The following is a 16,857-nucleotide window of genomic DNA, read 5'->3' on the forward strand; positions in this document are numbered from 1 at the left end:
AAAGCGCGATGATGCATATGGGCCGCTACGTCGCCGGGCTGGCCGAGGCAGCCAGCCGGCACGGCGCGACGATCTTCGAGCAGGCAGCCGTCGCAGAACATCGGCAGGCGGGCAACCGTCATCATCTGAAGACGGCGCGGGGCAGTGTCACCGCCGATGCCGTGCTTGTTGCCACCGGTGCCTATACGCCTTCGACCTTCGGCTATTTCCGCCGCCGGATCATCGCTGTCGGCAGCTTCATCATCGCCACCCGGCCGCTGACGGCGGCGGAGATTGCGGCGACGATGCCGGGCAATCGCACCTGCGTCACGTCGATGAACATCGGCAACTATTTCCGGCTCTCACCCGACAACCGGCTGATCTTCGGCGGCCGCGCCCGCTTCTCGGCGACGTCCGACCAACGCTCGGACGCGAAAAGCGGCGCGATCCTGCGGGCGAGCCTTGCCGAGATCTTCCCGCAGCTTGCCAGTGTCGAGATCGACTATTGCTGGGGCGGTCTCGTCGACATGACCAAGGACCGCTTCCCCCGCGCCGGCTATCACGACGGCGTCTGGTACGCCATGGGCTATTCCGGCCATGGGGCGCAGCTTTCGACGCATCTCGGCATGATCATGGCGGATGCGATCCTCGACCGGCCGGACCGCAACCCGCTCAACGGTCTCGAATGGCCGGCGGTGCCAGGCCATTTCGGCAAGCCCTGGTTCCTGCCGCTCGTCGGCATGTATTACAAGATGCTGGACAGGTTCCAGTAGCGTACTGCTTATCCCTGTTTGTGGAAGCCGTCGAGGGCGAGGTGGTTACGCGCGGCCAATGACATCGATTATGGTCGTCTGCCACGTCTACACAACCATTCTCGGCCCTGCGTTGCGGGTGATGGAGGGCCTGAAATACGGATCGACGAAGGACTGATCACAACGCCGGAGGCTCCGTTCGATGGCGTCGAAGAGGCCGCATGCGCATTCTCCGTTACTGCTCGGTCAGCTCTTTCGCCTGGTCCTTTATGGAAGTGATTGTCAGGAGCTGATGCGTCAAGCCTGGAATGGCTGCAGGGAAGCGGCCTTCCAGAGCGGCGGTGCCAACCGTGAAGCCGGCGGCCCGGCCGCTGACGACGGCATGGATGCGTTCGGGGCGGTCGATCGAGCCTGCGACGATGACGGGCTTGACGACAGCGTCGCGGACCGCCCGGATGAGATCTGCGCCATCGACATCGGCGCGATAGGCAAGGAGATCGAGGCCGTGGACGCCTTCGCGGGCGGCAAGGTCTTTTGCGCTTGCAACGATCTCCGTCATGGAACCCTCCAGAACGCTGGGATGGCCCGCAATGCGGCCGGGGAAGGGGTAGTAGCGGATACCACTTCCCTCAAGGAGGGGAAGGACGTCGTCGAGATGGGTGCCGCCAAGCAGATAGTCGACGCCGAGCGTGAGGGCAGCGCGCACCGACGCGATTTCGCTGGCGCGGTCGAGTGAAACCACTTCGAGATAACTCTTCGCGCCTGCGGCCCCGATTTCCCGGTCAAGCTCGAAAGCACCTTGAGGGGTAGGCCGATACCCTTGAAGCCAATATGACGGACACCCGCAGAAAGCACCAAGGGAAGCTGCGCCAGCGCATCCGGGATCGTCCGGTCGTTGCGGGTCAGCATGAAGACGAAATCGATGCGGGTCATGTCAATCCTCCTGGTCGCACGGTGCCTTCGCCAGTCGGCGGGCGTAGTCGATCGCTGTTTCGAGACTCCTCGGATCGGCGATGCCTCGGCCGGCGATATCGAAGGCGGTGCCATGGTCGGGGCTTGTGTGCACGAAGGGCAGGCCGAGCGTGATATTCACGCCCTTTCCAGTCCGAGTTTTTTGACCGGGATCAGCCCCTGGTCGTGATACTGCGCGACGACCACATCGAAGCGGCCGTTTCGGGCCTGCATGAAAACCGTATCGCCGGGCCAGGGGCCGCTGGCGTCTATGCCTTCGGCGCGGGCCGCCTCGACGGCGGGCGCGCTGATGCGGATTTCCTCATCTCCGAAGAGACCGCCTTCGCCGGCATGCGGATTGATTCCCGCAACAGCGATGCGGGGCGGGCGATTCCCAGCGCGCGACCCCTCGTGGGCTAGGCGGATCGCGGACATCTGTGCCGGAAAATCCGCCCGGCGGATCGCGTCTGCCAGCGAACAATGGATCGTCACCAGCACGGTGCGGATATCGTCGTTGGCGATCATCGCCACGCGCCCCGCACCACCTTTTTTCCGCGAGGATTTCCGTGTGACCGGGTATGGAAGCCCCGCAGCGGCAAGTGCCTCCTTGTGGATCGGCGCGGTCACGATGCCGGCGACTTTACCCGATCTGGCGAGATCGATCGCTGCAACGACAGCATCATAGGCCATGCGGCCGCTGGTGGCGCTCACCTTGCCGAGTGCTGGCGGGGTTTCGATGCGGGACCCGGCGAGGATATTCAGGGCGCCATCCGGCTTCGCATCGGCGACGTCATGGATCGCATTCAGGTGCAGACCGGCGCGTCTCGCGCAGGCGACAACGAACGCGCTGTCGCTCGTTGCGTCGGCGTTGGAGGAAGTTCACAAAGTTGACGTGTCCCCGCCGATCGTCGTTTCCTGCGAACGGTCCGTCGCCATGCGCTGGCTGATCCCGCGGCTTTCGGAGTTCCAGGATCGCCAGCCCGAGATCGACCTTCACCTTTCCGTCGGTGGTGGGGGCTTCGATTTTGCGCGCGACCGTATCACGCTCGCGATCCGCAGACTGGATTTTGCGATCGATGCGAACTGGCAGGTCGAACGGTTGATCGAAGAGGAAGTCGGTCCCGTCATGCATCCCGCCATGGCGGATCGGTTTGCCGCCGGTGGTTATGTCGCGCTTGCTGCAAAGACCCGGCCGGATGCCTGGCAGAAGTGGTCCGCCGCCCATCCGGACGCGCCGAAGCCGCGCTCGACGCGCTTCCTTGACCATCATTTCCTGATGGCGGAGGCCGCAGCCGGCGGTCTGGGCGTGGCCATGTGCCCCAAGATCATTGCCCTCGACGATATCCGGAAAGGCGGCCTCGCCGCGCCGCTCGGCTTTCAGCCTAATGGCTCACATTACGGCATCATTCGTTCGGCGCTGGCGAAGAAGACGGCTGGAATCGATCAATTTGTGTCTTGGCTTCTCGCCGCCATTCACAAAGATTTCTATGTGGCGTCTTGAGCCCACACACCGTCGCGGTTCCTAACTTGATCTCAAAACCGGTCAAGCATTCGAAGTGCAACAACTCGCTTCAATACCAGACCGCTATCAGGTGCTCAGGCATTCGGGCCAAGTATGTTTGCTCTGGCTTCGACAATGTGGTCGTACATGTTTCGCTCGGCCTCTCTGCTGTCGCGATCTTTGATGGCGTCAAGAGTGGCCTGATGCTTGGCGATATAGGCCTTCATGCGCTCAGGGGTTAGTGACTGCTCCTTCATTTTCCCCCAGAGGTTTCCTGCCCGTACTGTGTGAATACCTTCATAGAGCGAGGCGAGAAGACCATTGCGGGCGGCTCCGACGATGATGCGGTGAAAGACAGCGTCCCATTTCTCGAATTCGACCAGGGTTTCCGCCGCGCTGCCCCGATCGATCGATTTCTGCATTTCGTCGATCTCCTGCCTAGTCGCCCGTAACGCCGCCAAGGCGGCGATCTTGGGTTCCATGATTAGCCGAGCCTCGAAGACTTCGGCCGGATAGGTGCGCAACGCGTCTCCCGTGCTGCCTGGCGGGCGACGGAGCGCCGTCGAGGTAACCCCGCTGCCAGCGATAAACGTCCCCCTGCCCACGTGCCTAATGAGCCGGCCCTCCTTCTCCAGAGAAGCAAGCATCCGCCGAAGTGCGGTGCGGGGCAGCCCGAGTTTGAGCGCCAGGTCGCGCTCAGGCGGTAACCGATCCCCGGGCTCCAGACCTTCGGCTTCGATGAAATCCTTCAAGACTACGCTCATGAGCCCTCGCTAATTATTTTTCGCAACCAAATTGATCTATATTGACACCAATTGCAAGACCAATCTTATATTGATTGAGGATCAGACCCCTGATTGGTAGCGAATGGCGCTGAACTACAGGGACTGCATGCTGCGTACTGCTTCAGAACGATTGTCGGAGGGCAGCACGCATAGGGCCGGCGACTAAAATCGCAAGGTAACCGCTCCGTTGAAAGGGAGGAATCTCGATGGCCGCTAGAACAGAGGCTGTTTCTGGAGACGACGCAGCGCTTTCGGTGCGTGGCCTGACAGTCGACTTGCCGAAAGGCATGGAACGGGCCCATGCCGTCGAGAACATCTCGTTTGATCTCAAGCGGGGCCAGATCCTGTGCATTATCGGCGAGTCCGGCTCAGGCAAGTCGGTCACGGCAAACACGATCATGGGGCTTTTGCCGAAGCTGATCCCCGTCTCGTCCGGCGCTATTCATCTCGATGGTACCGCCATCATCGGCGCACCGGCGAAAAAACTGCGAGGACTGCGCGGCCGCGTCGTATCGATGATTTTCCAGGATCCGCTCTCGGCGCTCAATCCGCTGATGACGGTCGGCGAGCAGGTTACCGAAGTCCTGACCGCACATGGCGTGGGCACGAAGGCGTCGCGGCGCCAGCGCGCCATCGAGCTGCTGACTGAAGTCGGTCTGCCCGATCCGGAGCTCATGTACTACCAATATCCGTTCCGGCTCTCGGGTGGGCAACGACAGCGCGTGATGATCGCCATGGCCCTGGCGCTCGAGCCCACGGTCCTGATCGCCGACGAACCGACCACGGCCCTCGACGTCACCACGCAGGCGCAGATCCTGAAACTGATCCGTGACATTCAGCGCCGCAAGGGCATGAGCGTGATGTTCATCACCCATGACTTCGGCGTCGTGGCCGAGATCGCCGACAGTGTCGTGGTGATGGAGAAAGGCCGCGTTGTCGAGCAAGGCAGCGCCGAGCAGGTTCTGAAATCCCCCACCCACCCCTACACCCAGCGCTTGATCGCCGCCGTTCCGCATCTGACGGGCGAGGATCGCGCAGCTCAGGCGAAGGCGAGCAACGAGACGATCCTGAAGGTCGAAAGATTGTCGAAGACTTATCGTAGCGGGAGTGCCCTGTTCGGCAGCCAACGCATCGTGCCTGCAGTGAAGGACGTCTCATTCGATCTGGCTGCGGGACGCACCCTCGGCGTTGTCGGCGAAAGCGGCTCCGGCAAGTCATCGCTCGGAAGGCTTTTGATCAAGCTGCAGGACAGTGATGGCGGTCGGATTCTTTTCGAAGGCCGCGACATCGCCAACCTTTCCGAATCCGAATTTCGTCCGCTGCGGCCGCGGATCCAGATGATCTTCCAGGATCCCTTCGCGTCGCTCAACCCGCGTTCGACCATTGGACAAATCCTTACCGTCGGTCCCGTCGCACACGGCATGCCTTACGCCCAGGCGCGCGAGGAGGCGCGAGCGTTGCTGGCCCATGTCGGTCTCGATGCCGGCGCCTTCGGCCGCTATCCGCACGAGTTTTCCGGGGGGCAACGCCAGCGCATTGGCATCGCCCGAGCTTTGATGTTCAAGCCCAAGCTGCTGATTGCCGACGAGGCGGTCTCTGCGCTCGACGTGTCCATCCAGGCCCAGATCCTCAAGCTGCTCGATCAGATCCAGCGGGAAACTGGCGTATCGATGATCTTCATCACCCATGATCTGCGCGTCGCTAGCCAGATCTGCGACGAAATCGCGGTGATGCAAAAAGGGCAGATCGTCGAGCGCGGTCCGCCATCACAAATCTTTCTGAACCCGCAATCGGCCTACACGCGCGAGTTGGTGGCGGCGATTCCGGGGGAGCGGCCGAGGAGCACACCGCCGGCTGCTGCGAACTTTTGAGAGCCACGGCGAAGATCGCCACTAGGGAGGAGACATCATGGCTAAAGATCCGACAACCACATCGACCTATTCTCGACGCGACGCGCTGCGCCTCATGGCAGCGGGCGGCATCGCCTGCTTTGCCGCCCCCAACCTGCTCGGCAAACCTGCCTTTGCCGAAACCGCCAACCCGACCGGCCGCGTCGTCGTCGGGCTTTCGCAAGAACCGACCGTCTTCAATCCGCTGATGGCCCATATCGAGGTAGACGACGCGGTCCATTTCTCGGTGTTCGACGCTCTCTTCCGCATGGATCCGAAGGGTGTTCTCCAACCCAATCTCGCGGCCGAAGTGCCATCACAGAAGAACGGCGGCATTTCGGAGGACGGTCTGAACTGGCGCATCCGCCTGCGTGACGGCGTGCGCTGGCATGACGGCGAGCCCTTCACCGCCGAGGATGTGAAGTTCACTCTCGAGCTAATCACCAATCCGAACTTCCGCGCGTGGCGCACGGGTGGGCATTCCCTGGTGCGTGACATCACGGTGGTCTCGCCGACTGAGCTGACCTGGCGCATGGAGGAGGCTTTCGCTCCTTATCTGTCGTTCCTCGCCGAAACCTTCATGGTGCCCAAGCACATTCTCGAGAAGGAGGCCGATCCCAACACCGCCGCCTTCAACCAGGCGCCCGTCGGCACCGGTGCCTTCAAGTGGGCGCAGCGGGTTGCCGGCGACCATCTCGAACTCGTCGCGAACCCGCAATATTTCGGCGACGGCCCCTATATCGAGCGGCTCGTCTTCAAATACATTCCCGACATGACGGTGCTCTACACCCAGTTCAAGAGCGGCGACATCGACTTGGTGGACCAGGCATACATAACCGCCGACCATTACGAGGAAGCCAAGACATTGCCCGGGCGTGTGGTGACGCTGGAGCCGGGGGCATCGCTCGAGTCGGTCTTTCTCAATCTCGAGAAGCCGCAATTCAAGGATCCGGCGGTGCGCCAGGCGCTCTATGCCGCAATGGATCGAAAGGCCATTATCGATGCGATCTACTTCGGCGTAGGCACTCTAACGGAGAGCTTCATGCCGAAGGAGTCTTACTACTACAATCCGAACCTTCCGGCGCAGGAGTTCAACCTCGATCGGGCGCGACAGATCCTCGACGAGGCGGGCTGGGTTCCGGGCCCGGATGGGATCCGGGCGAAGGACGGGGTGCGGCTGTCGTTCGCCAACTCGACGACGTCGGGCAACAATCTGCGTGAGCAAGTGCAGCAGTTCCTGCAGCAGACATTTGCGGAGATCGGCGTCGAGATGACGATCTCGAATATGCCGGCCGCCGTCATGTGGGGCGAGTTCTGGCTCAAGTCGCAGTTCGACTCGGCGATCGCCGGTGTCACCTATCTCATCGCGGCGGATCCGGACGCCACCAACCGTCTCCACAGCAGCGCCATTGGCGCGAAGGGCGGGAAGGGCTCGAACACCGCCCAATACTCCAACCCGGAAGTTGATGCGCTGCTCGAGAAAGGTGCCCGCACCTTTGATCCGGAAGAACGGCGGGCGATCTACAACCGCGTGCAGGAGATCGTCCGTCAGGACCTGCCGTTCCTGCCGCTGTTTGCCTATACAAACGTGTTGGGGCGCAAGGAAGGTCTCGAGGGCTTCGAGGCCAATGCCAATACCCGCACGGCATCCTGGCATGCCGCCGGATGGCGCTGGCAGAGCTGACCTACGCGTGACACACGCCGCCGCCGCTCAGGCGGCGGCCATTCTTTGACGCTGTCATAAGGAGGAAAGCCAATGCGCGGCTTCCTGCTCAATCGCCTTTCACAGAGCCTCGTCCTGCTCCTGATCGTTTCGGTCATCGGGTTCGTCGTCCTGAATCTGCTTCCGGGTGGCCCGCTGGCGCAGTTCGGGCTCGATCCCAGCATGACCCAGGACGATCTCAACCGTCTCAAAGAACAGCTGGGACTCAACCGTCCACTGTGGATGCAATATCTGGACTGGGCCTGGCGCCTCGTTCAGGGCGACTGGGGTCACTCCTTCCGTGACGGCGCTCCCGTGCTGGACGTGATTGGCCGCCACCTTGTTGCGACGCTGTTGTTGATGGGGTCCTCCACCGTGATTGCCATCGCCATCGGCACGTGGATCGGCATCCGCGGCGCCACGCACCGCTATTCGATTTTCGACTATCTGGCGACAGTCGGTGCCATGGTGGCGTTGTCGATCCCGACCTTCTGGTTCGGTCTCGTCGGCATCTACGTGTTCTCGCTGCGCCTGGGCTGGCTGCCAGCCGGAAACATGTACACGATCGGCGACGGCTCGGTCCTGAATTATCTTCATCACCTGATCATGCCGAGCATTGTGCTGGCGCTGGTGCATGTCGCCATCTGGAGCCGCTACATGCGAACGGCGACGCTTGACGTCATCAGCCAGGAATTCGTCAAGACCGCCCGCGCCAAGGGGCTGAGTGAGCGTCGGATCCTGATGAAGCATGTCGTCGGCAACGCGCTGCTGCCAATGATCACACTTGCGGGAATGCAGCTTCCCAGCGTTCTCACGGGTGCTCTGGTTACCGAGACGGTGTTTACCTGGCCGGGCATGGGCCGGCTGTTCCTCGATAGTCTCGGTTACAGCGACTACCCGGTCGTGATGGGGCTGCTCATGTTCTCGGCAATACTCGTCGTGCTCTGCAACCTGCTCGCCGATATCGTCGTCGCCATCATCGATCCCCGTATCCGTCTGAGCTAATCGCCTCATGGACGCTCAACAGGAGGCCACCATTATGACCGCCATTGTTGCAAATTCACGCCAGGAGCGTTGGTGGAACAGCCGAACGGCACACCGCTTCATGAACCACCATCTGGCCCTGCTCGGGATGGTGATGATCGCCGTCCTGACGCTGGCGTGCGTCTTGGGCCCCTACCTGCTGCCGTATGATTCACTCTATATCGATCTGCGCGCCCGCTTTGCTCCGCCCTTCACGGGCCACCATTACATGGGCACCGATCCGCTGGGCCGGGACTTGGCGGCGCGGCTCTTCATGGCTGGGCGCGTTTCCCTGCTGGTCGGCTTCTCCGCGATGCTGTTGTCGACGCTGATCGGCACCCTTGTCGGCGTGATTGCGGGCTACCGGGGCGGCTGGATCGGCACGACGCTGATGCGCACCGTCGATGGCTTCCTGTCGTTCCCGTCGATCTTCCTCGTGCTGGCGCTTGCCGCGGCGCTGAAGCCAAGCCCGATGATGATTACCGTCGTCATTGCCGCCACCAGCTGGATGGAGGTCGCCCGGATCGTCGAGGCCGAGGTCCGCTCCCTTCGCGAGCGCGAATTCGTCCAGGCCGGTCGCATGCTGGGCTTAAGCGGAACCCATATCATGTTCCGCGAGATCCTTCCGAACGCCATCGGTCCGATCATCGTCGCGGCCACCCTGACCGTCGCTCGCGCCATCCTCATGGAAGCCTATATCAGCTTCCTCGGTTATGGAATTCAGCCGCCGCTGCCCAGCTGGGGCAACATGCTGAATGGCGCGCAGCAGTATCTGGGGACCGCACCGTGGCTGGCGATCATTCCTGGTGCGGCCATTGCCATCGCTGTAACAAGCTTCAACTTCATCGGCGACGGGCTGCGCGATGCGCTCGATGTTCGCGGTGATCACAACTGAGGAAAATAAGCACCCCGGCGAAATCGCAGCAGCTTAGCGAAGGCAACACCCAACAGTTGGTTTTCAACAGGCGATGCATGCGCAAGCTGCTGCACCTGATCGAAACATAAGCCCGATGCAACTCGCCTCTCATCGTCATCAGTCCCACTAGGCCCTTGGCCGACGCAACGAGACGTTAGTCCCATGGAAGACTCCAGAATCGCAGACAAGAACACGCCCTACTGGTGGGAGGAGGCACCCGTCAAACCGCTGACGCGGCAGCCGCTGGCCAAGAAGGTCGACGTGGCGATCATAGGCGCCGGATACACCGGGCTATCGGCGGGTCTCGTTCTGGCGCGCGAGGGCCGCTCTGTTGCGGCCTTCGACGCAATGAACCCGGGTGAGGGGGCCTCGACGCGCAACGGCGGAATCACCAGCGGAAGCATTCGGCCGGACTACGCCACGATCACCCGGCGCTTCGGCGAAGAAAAGGCGATTGCAATCGAGGCGGAGGGCAAGGTCGCCCGCGAATTCCTCTATGACTTCATCAGGACCGAAGGGCTCGAGTGCGACTTTCAGCTGGTTGGCCAGTTCAAGGGCGTAATCGGATACGACGATTACGAGAAGACGGCCCGGAGCGCCGAAGTGCTGGCGAAGAGACTGGGGATCGATGCCTATGCGGTGCCGTACGCCGAACAGCGCAACTACATCGGCACGGATTTCTATCGCGGCGGCATGGCGCGGATGGATATTGGTGGGCTGCACCCGGCCAAGTTCCACGCTGAGCTCCTGCGGGTGGCGCTGGCTTCGGGACTGACGGTCCATGCAGGTACGCGTGTGACTTCGGTAACGAGGGATGGTTCCGAGTTCCGTGTCGCGACGGAGGCGGGCACGGTGGTGGCCCGCCAGGTTCTCGTCTGCACGGATGGCTATACCGACGGCGCCGTTCCCTTCTTGCGCCGCCGGCTGGTCCCGGTTCGCAGCCGGATCATTGTCACCGAGGAGCTCCCGCCAGAAGTGATGGCGCGGCTGATGCCGAAGCGGATGATGATGATTGAGGGCAGGCAACTGGGGTTCTACTACCGCCCGACGCCCGACGGCAAACGCATTCTTCTAGGGGGGCGCGACAGTTCGCGCGTCGGCGATCCGGCCGCGCCGAAGCTGTTTCTGCGCCGCGGCTTGGTGAACCTGTTCCCGGAACTGGAGAACGTTCGCCTGTCGCACACCTGGTTTGGCAATGTGGCGATGCACCGCGACATGCTGCCCCGCATCTTCGAGAAGAACGGCGTGGTCTATGCCACCGGTTTCTGCGGTTCGGGCGTGGTCTGGGCCCCATGGATCGGAACGCGCGCGGCTCACAAGCTGCTGGGGCATGCCGCGCAAGCGCGCACGGCTTTCGACTTCCGGCCGCCTGCATTCATTCCCCTTTACAATGGCAATCCCTGGTTCATGCCGGCGATCATTGAGGGCTATCGGATGCAGGACCGCATCGCCCTGTACCGCGCCCGCCGATAGAGCTTGACCGTTTGAGGACTCCAGCGCTCCTGCGGGGCGCTATCGAGAATCATGCACTATTGCAGAGGAATACAGATCATGCCGGTCGAGGTTCAGAAAGTCCCTGACAGCGCCTCTTTTCCAACCCAGGTGGATGTCGTCGTCATCGGGGCAGGGATCGTCGGTACATGCACGGCCTATGAACTCTCCCGCCAAGGCGTCTCCGTTGCTCTGCTCGAAAAGGGCATCGTTGGCGGCGAGCAATCGAGCCGCAACTGGGGGTGGGTCCGGCAGCAGAACCGCGATCTCCATGAGCTTGCCCTTGCCATGTACAGTCTGCGGCGCTGGGAGGAATTGGGCACCGAGATCGGCCGCGATCTCGGTTTTCGTCGGACCGGGATACTCTACTGCACCAAGAGCGAGGCGGATGTCGCCAGGTGGGAAAAGTGGGGAAAGGCCGCACGCGTCCAAGGATTCCACAGCCAGATACTCACTGCTTCCGAGGCGAATGAGCGGGCCTCGGGCGGCACGTCCTCCTGGGTCGGCGGCGTCTGGTCTCCGACTGACGGGAGAGCGGAACCGAGCCTTGCTGTGCCTGCCATCGCCGAGGCCGCGAAGGAAAACGGCGTATCGCTCCATCAGAACTGCGCCGTTCGAGGCCTCGACATTACCAATGGCCAGGTAACAGGGGTGTGGACGGAGCGGGGAATTGTGAAAGCGAGCACCGTTGTTTGCGCCGGCGGAGCATGGGCTTCCCGCTTTTCTCATCGCTATGGCATCGAAGTTCCAGTCGCCAACATCGCCGGGACCGCGATCAAGACAACCCCGGCGCCCGAAATCGTTCAAGCAGGATGCCTATCGGCTTCGAACTTCGTGTTGCGGCGTCGGATCGATGGCTCCTACACGGTTGCCGTACCCGGACACGGTACGCTCGACATCACGCCGCGAGGAATGCGATATGCATTCAAGTTCTACGAGATGTATCGGAGCAAGATCGGCAAGAAGCTCAAATACCGCCTCAACAGCAGCTTCTGGAATGGCCCCGATGCCTTCGGCAGCTGGGAGAACGACGAGATCTCTCCGTTCGAAAAGAGCCGCATTCTGGATCCGGCGCCCGACGCGGAACTCGTCAAACTCGCAGTGAAGAACCTTGAAAGCGAGTACCCGGCGCTGAAAGGGATCGGGATCGAGCGCGCGTGGGGCGGGCTCATCGATACCTCTCCGGACCTCGTGCCGGTTATCTCGAGAGTGGAGGAACTCCCCGGCTACGTGATCGCCGCCGGCTTCAGCGGACACGGTTTCGCGATCGGACCGGGGGCTGGCCGGCTGGTGAGCGAGATTGTCTTGAATGAAGAGCCACTGACCGACATTTCGCCTTACAGGCTGAGCCGGTTCAGCGATGGCTCGGCGATCCGACGGCCCGAAATGATGTAGCCGCCAGATCGGCTGCCTTTGTAACCCAAGGGATTATTGTCACTGAGCCTCGTCCACTGACGAGACTCCAACCGCTCATGCAAAGGTCGTGGCAACAACCGGGTGGGCGCATATGAAACTGGACAGAATTGACATCAAGATCCTCTCCGAGCTCCAGAAGAACGGACGTATTACTTATGTCGAGCTCGCCGAGCTCGTTAACCTATCCGCAACCCCTTGTCTCGTGCGAGTGAAGAAGCTGCAGGCAGAAGGCTATATCGGCGGCTATTCTGCGATGATCAACATGGGAAAGCTTGGCCAGGTTCTGACTGTCTTTACAGAGATAACCCTGAGGAACCATCGCCAGGCCGACATCGCCCGCTTCATGTCGGCCATCCAAAATATAGAGCAAGTCATCGAATGCCACGTCGTCTCGGGCGACTACGACTATCTCGTCAAGTTCGTGGCGAGCAGCATAGGAGAATACCAGTCGCTGATGGAGCGGCTGGTAGAAATGGACGTCGGAATCGAGAAATACTTCAGTTTCGTCGTGCTCAAATCGCCGATCACGAAGTACCACATGCCCCTGACGAATCTGTTCGACATTTAGGGAGCCGAACTGCCTGCCAGCCTCTATCCGGACCTGTAGAGGCCTCGCTTCAAACCGTCGTCAGATTGACCCTAGCCGTTCCCTCATCGGGTTAATGCAGAGCCGTGAAGCCACGGATGTATCACGGTCATGAGCCTCGCAGATTATCGCCGCAACCAATTTGATCTATATTGACACCAATCATAAAACCAATCTTATATTGATCGCGTGTCCAACCTGATTGGTAGCGAAGGTGCTGAACGTGAAGCCAACTCCCGCGCAAAAAACAACTCCGCTTGTCTCTCCCGCCTCGGCTGCCGTAGTCCGCGATGCTCCTACGCAACTGTTCATCGGCGGCGAATGGGTGTCTGCAAAAGAAGACCGCACCTTTGAAGTGGTCGACCCCTCGACCGGAGATGTGATCGCCACAGTTTCCGACGGTGATATCGGCGATGGAATATCCGCGGTCGACGCAGCGGAAAAGGCCGCTGCGGTTTGGAAGGCGACCTCGCCGCGGCGTCGCTCGGACGTTTTGATGAAGTGTTTTCACCTTGTGCTCGAACGGGCCGAATGGCTGGCGCAACTGATCACCGTGGAAAACGGCAAGGCACTTGCGGACGCCAGGTCGGAGGTCGCCTACGCCGCGGAGTTTTTCCGCTGGTACGCGGAAGAAGCTGTACGGGCGCCGGGCGAGTTCGGACCTGCCCCCTCCGGCGCCAATCAGATCATCGTCAACCACGAGCCGATTGGTATCGCCGTGTTGGTGACGCCTTGGAACTTCCCGGCAGCAATGGCGACCAGAAAGATCGCTCCCGCACTGGCCGCTGGGTGCACATGCATCCTGAAGCCCGCAGCGGAGACCCCGCTTACGGCACTGGCGATCGGCGAAATTATGCGGCAGGCAGGCGTTCCGGCCGGAGTGGTCAACATCGTGACAACGAGGAAAGCGGGCCCCGTGGTCAGCGCCATGCTGCATGACAAGCGGGTACGGAAGCTGTCGTTTACAGGCTCGACAGGCGTCGGCCGGACACTGCTGCGCGAGGCTGCGGACCAGGTTGTCAGTTGTTCGATGGAACTCGGCGGCAATGCGCCCTTCGTTGTATTCGACGATGCCGACCTGGAGACGGCTGTCGCCGGAGCAATGGTTGCCAAGATGCGCAATGGCGGCGAGGCATGCACTGCTGCGAACCGCTTCTATGTCCAGAAGGGAATTCTCGAGAACTTCACGCGGCGGTTTGCGGAAGAGATGGCGGCGCTCAAGGTCGGAGCAGGCCTGGCTCCGGACACGCAGCTCGGGCCACTGATCACCGAGGCCGCGGTCGCCAAGGTGGAACGCCTGGTGGACGACGCCATTGCCAAGGGAGCCCGCCTGGTTACGGGTGGCGGCCGGTTGAACCGCGACGGCTTCTACTATCCGCCTACCGTACTGGCAGACGTTTCTCCCGATGCCGAGATCCTTCGCGAAGAAATCTTCGGGCCGGTTGCGCCAGTCATTGCGTTTGAAACCGAGGACGAGGTCGTCCAGATGGCGAACGATACCGAATACGGGCTGGTGTCCTATGTGTTCAGCAGCGACCTCAAACGCGCGCTTGCGGTCGCCGGGCGGCTGGAAAGCGGCATGGTCGGAATCAACCGAGGCGTCGTCTCCGACGCTGCCGCACCGTTCGGCGGCATGAAGCAGAGCGGCCTCGGCCGCGAGGGAAGCCACCACGGCATGCTCGAATATCTCGAAACGAAATACATCGCCGCAAGCTGGTAGGCACTCTGCGATCCTGACCGCTTCCTTCTACCGTAATGACGGTCTCGTAACGAGGTCGGAGCCGACTCACATCCATCTCGTCTAACGACGACGCGGCTTTGCCTTCACCCAGGTAAAAATGGAGAACCAGATGTCACTACTCAAAACGATTGACCCGAGTCCCTCGTTCGAACCGAAGCACGCGTCCCCCGCGCCGGATCGCCTTATCGCCGGTGCACCCGCCTTCAAAACCTGGGCGCAGGACAGCGACAAAGAGGGTAAGGTGAATACCGGCGTCTGGGAGGCCACTCCCGGTGAGACGCACTCCATCAAGGGCGAAACCTTTGAGTTCTGCCATATCCTGCAGGGAGTGGTCGAGTTGACAGAGAAGGGTAAGGAACCGGTCATTTATCGCGCGGGCGACAGCTTCGTGATGAAACCCGGCTATGTCGGGGTCTGGAAAACGATCGAGACGGTACGGAAAATCTACGTCACCGTCACTTGATCGTTGCGCCGAAGAGACCGTTCCGACGCACATTACTTGCTTTTTTGAGAGGGGACGGGGCGACTTGGCAGGGCAGGTCTGCCGGTCGGCGATGCTCGAAAAATGGCTGGGCGATTATTCGCCCAAGCGTCTCTTAAACCCAGTTCGTGCTTCCAGCAGTATGCCTTTCACAAAGAGCTTGCGCTTCGCTGTTGCCTGAGATCTCATCACTCACCCCGAGAGCGGTAAAACCTGCCGCTGTTGTTTCCAAGGTGAGCGTGGATCCCAATGAAACGGATCAACCCATGCGAACGGAAACGTTCACTCTCGCGCCTTTCGAGGCTCACCATTTGGATGGTGCTCTGGGTCTGTCACGTGCAGCGGGCTGGGCACACAGGAGAGCAGATTGGGAGATGATATGGTCGCTAAGCGAGGGGCGGGTTGCCCTTGTGGGTGATCGTGTCGTGGGCACAGCTCTCATGACTCCCTTCGGCGACACCTGCTCAGCCATCAACATGATTATAGTCGATGAAAGCCAGCGGGGCCGGGGACTGGGAAGACAATTGACCAGCGCAGTGATGGAACTCGCCGGTGATCGGGAATGCCGTTTGACCGCGACAAGTGACGGTTTACCCCTTTACGAAAAGCTGGGGTTCATTGCGACGCATCAAATCGTCCGCCACCAGGGCGTTATTGGTCACGTCGATACACCTGAAAATGTGGGGTGGATCGGGCCCGACGCCCTGCCGCCAGTCAAAACGCTCGATCGTGCGGCTTTCGGCGCCGATCGCGACGCGCTCCACGATGCGCTGGCGAACGAGGGGCCCTTTGCCGTTATCCGGAACGGTGGCAATATCGTCGCCTTCGCGGCCACGCGGTCTTTCGGGATGGGCGAAGTCGTCGGGCCGGTCGTGGCAGAAAACGCCGAACAGGCGAGGGATTTGATTGCCTTCATCCTCTCCGGTAAGGAAGGTCGTTTCGTGCGTATCGACATCCCTGAACAGAGCGGCCTTTCGTCGTTGCTCGAAGGCTGGGGGCTACCTCACGGGGACGGAGTCGTTGCGATGGTCCGGGGTGCAAAAGGCCGGTCTCAAATATCGGCGGTTCGAACTTTCTGCCTGGCAAGCCAGGCTATTGGCTGACTGCATGTTTGAGGAGGCCGTTATCATTGAACCGGATTTGCGGATCCGGTAGCGGAACCCGGGGCTGGATGGAAAGTCGACGAAATTCATCGATCGGGGCAGCGCAGCGGAAACCCTGACTGAACTCTATCCGCTACCTCATCATCTTCGGAGCGGCTCGTAACGAGCGGCTCGTCTGGCTCCATTCGGGAGTTCATGCCGGCGTGCAATACCTGTGGAAATTCGAGAGCAGTCACCAACCATGCTCAAGGCTCCTCGAAGACGCCGGTATTGACTCTGCCCTCCTTGGCGGTGTCCTGCAACCAGGTCTTGAAAGCGCGACTGCCTGCGATGAGGCGATCCGGCTCGGCAGTTCTATGCTTCGGTTCAAACGATGGATTCTGGTCGATGGTTTTCAGTAGTCACATCTAGGTCTCAATTTTTTACCTGAGTGAAAGTGATATCCGCATCGTCGTTAGAAGAAGGATGCATCGTCATCCATTCCGCTAGCTTGCCTCTGCGCCTCGCTCCAAAACGGCTTACTTCTGATCTGACCTCCACG

General features: G+C 60.9%; 14 protein-coding genes and 2 pseudogenes. 12 read left to right on the forward strand and 4 right to left on the reverse strand.

The features are described 5' to 3' along the window. Positions 1 to 752, forward strand: a 752-nt coding sequence (locus AYK65_RS17245; protein ID WP_139793218.1) for an NAD(P)/FAD-dependent oxidoreductase, incomplete at its 5' end; no start/stop codon positions are given. 214 nt (positions 753 to 966) lie between these two features. On the opposite strand, the gene AYK65_RS17250 is transcribed toward AYK65_RS17245, so the two are convergent. Together AYK65_RS17250 and AYK65_RS32740 are read right to left on the reverse strand one after the other, a co-directional pair. Next, entirely contained in the window at positions 967 to 1,473 is a 507-nt protein-coding gene (locus AYK65_RS17250) for a 4-hydroxythreonine-4-phosphate dehydrogenase (RefSeq protein ID WP_244559988.1), read from the reverse strand. A gap of 192 nt (positions 1,474 to 1,665) precedes the next feature. Beyond that, positions 1,666 to 2,495 (reverse strand): annotated as a pseudogene (locus AYK65_RS32740) (PdxA family dehydrogenase). 79 nt (positions 2,496 to 2,574) lie between these two features. Here AYK65_RS32740 and AYK65_RS17260 point away from each other — a divergent pair. After that, entirely contained in the window at positions 2,575 to 3,183 is a 609-nt protein-coding gene (locus tag AYK65_RS17260) for a LysR substrate-binding domain-containing protein (protein WP_244559989.1), read from the forward strand. A 95-nt stretch (positions 3,184 to 3,278) separates the two neighbouring features. Here AYK65_RS17260 and AYK65_RS17265 read toward each other — a convergent pair whose 3' ends face one another. Then, entirely contained in the window at positions 3,279 to 3,947 is a 669-nt protein-coding gene (locus AYK65_RS17265) for a FadR/GntR family transcriptional regulator (RefSeq protein ID WP_014761032.1), read from the reverse strand. Positions 3,948 to 4,174: 227 nt separating this feature from the next. Between AYK65_RS17265 and AYK65_RS17270 the strand changes: the two genes are divergently transcribed. The 10 genes from AYK65_RS17270 (at position 4,175) to AYK65_RS17315 (ending at position 16,316) form a co-directional block, all read left to right on the forward strand. After that, the gene (locus AYK65_RS17270; protein ID WP_081159106.1) at positions 4,175 to 5,839 is read left to right on the forward strand and encodes an ABC transporter ATP-binding protein; all 1,665 of its coding nucleotides are present in this window, start codon (positions 4,175 to 4,177) and stop codon (positions 5,837 to 5,839) included. A 37-nt stretch (positions 5,840 to 5,876) separates the two neighbouring features. Beyond that, complete coding sequence (locus AYK65_RS17275; RefSeq protein ID WP_046117147.1) at positions 5,877 to 7,541, forward strand: peptide ABC transporter substrate-binding protein; 1,665 nt, start codon at positions 5,877 to 5,879, stop codon at positions 7,539 to 7,541. Positions 7,542 to 7,613: 72 nt separating this feature from the next. Next, complete coding sequence (locus tag AYK65_RS17280) at positions 7,614 to 8,564, forward strand: ABC transporter permease (protein WP_026617083.1); 951 nt, start codon at positions 7,614 to 7,616, stop codon at positions 8,562 to 8,564. A gap of 34 nt (positions 8,565 to 8,598) precedes the next feature. Further along, the gene (locus AYK65_RS17285; protein ID WP_081159108.1) at positions 8,599 to 9,477 is read left to right on the forward strand and encodes an ABC transporter permease; all 879 of its coding nucleotides are present in this window, start codon (positions 8,599 to 8,601) and stop codon (positions 9,475 to 9,477) included. A 183-nt stretch (positions 9,478 to 9,660) separates the two neighbouring features. Beyond that, positions 9,661 to 10,971 carry an NAD(P)/FAD-dependent oxidoreductase gene (locus AYK65_RS17290; RefSeq protein WP_081159109.1) on the forward strand — a complete coding sequence of 437 codons (1,311 nt, stop codon included), beginning with the start codon at positions 9,661 to 9,663 and terminating at the stop codon, positions 10,969 to 10,971. A 78-nt stretch (positions 10,972 to 11,049) separates the two neighbouring features. Then, positions 11,050 to 12,384, forward strand: coding sequence for an NAD(P)/FAD-dependent oxidoreductase (locus tag AYK65_RS17295; RefSeq protein WP_081159111.1), 1,335 nt, complete (start codon positions 11,050 to 11,052; stop codon positions 12,382 to 12,384). A gap of 112 nt (positions 12,385 to 12,496) precedes the next feature. After that, positions 12,497 to 12,973 carry an Lrp/AsnC family transcriptional regulator gene (locus AYK65_RS17300; RefSeq protein WP_026617087.1) on the forward strand — a complete coding sequence of 159 codons (477 nt, stop codon included), beginning with the start codon at positions 12,497 to 12,499 and terminating at the stop codon, positions 12,971 to 12,973. A gap of 241 nt (positions 12,974 to 13,214) precedes the next feature. Beyond that, positions 13,215 to 14,711: an NAD-dependent succinate-semialdehyde dehydrogenase gene (locus AYK65_RS17305; RefSeq protein WP_081159243.1), complete on the forward strand. Its 1,497-nt coding sequence runs from the start codon at positions 13,215 to 13,217 to the stop codon at positions 14,709 to 14,711. Positions 14,712 to 14,841: 130 nt separating this feature from the next. After that, complete coding sequence (locus tag AYK65_RS17310) at positions 14,842 to 15,195, forward strand: cupin domain-containing protein (protein WP_026617089.1); 354 nt, start codon at positions 14,842 to 14,844, stop codon at positions 15,193 to 15,195. A 284-nt stretch (positions 15,196 to 15,479) separates the two neighbouring features. Then, entirely contained in the window at positions 15,480 to 16,316 is an 837-nt protein-coding gene (locus AYK65_RS17315) for a GNAT family N-acetyltransferase (protein ID WP_081159113.1), read from the forward strand. A 254-nt stretch (positions 16,317 to 16,570) separates the two neighbouring features. On the opposite strand, the pseudogene AYK65_RS32995 reads toward AYK65_RS17315, so the two are convergent. Then, positions 16,571 to 16,714: pseudogene (locus AYK65_RS32995) on the reverse strand (cupin domain-containing protein); the annotation flags it as partial. Between the last annotated feature and the right edge of the window lie 143 nt (positions 16,715 to 16,857).

The organism is Ensifer aridi, from assembly GCF_002078505.1.
Lineage (GTDB): Bacteria > Pseudomonadota > Alphaproteobacteria > Rhizobiales > Rhizobiaceae > Sinorhizobium > Sinorhizobium aridi.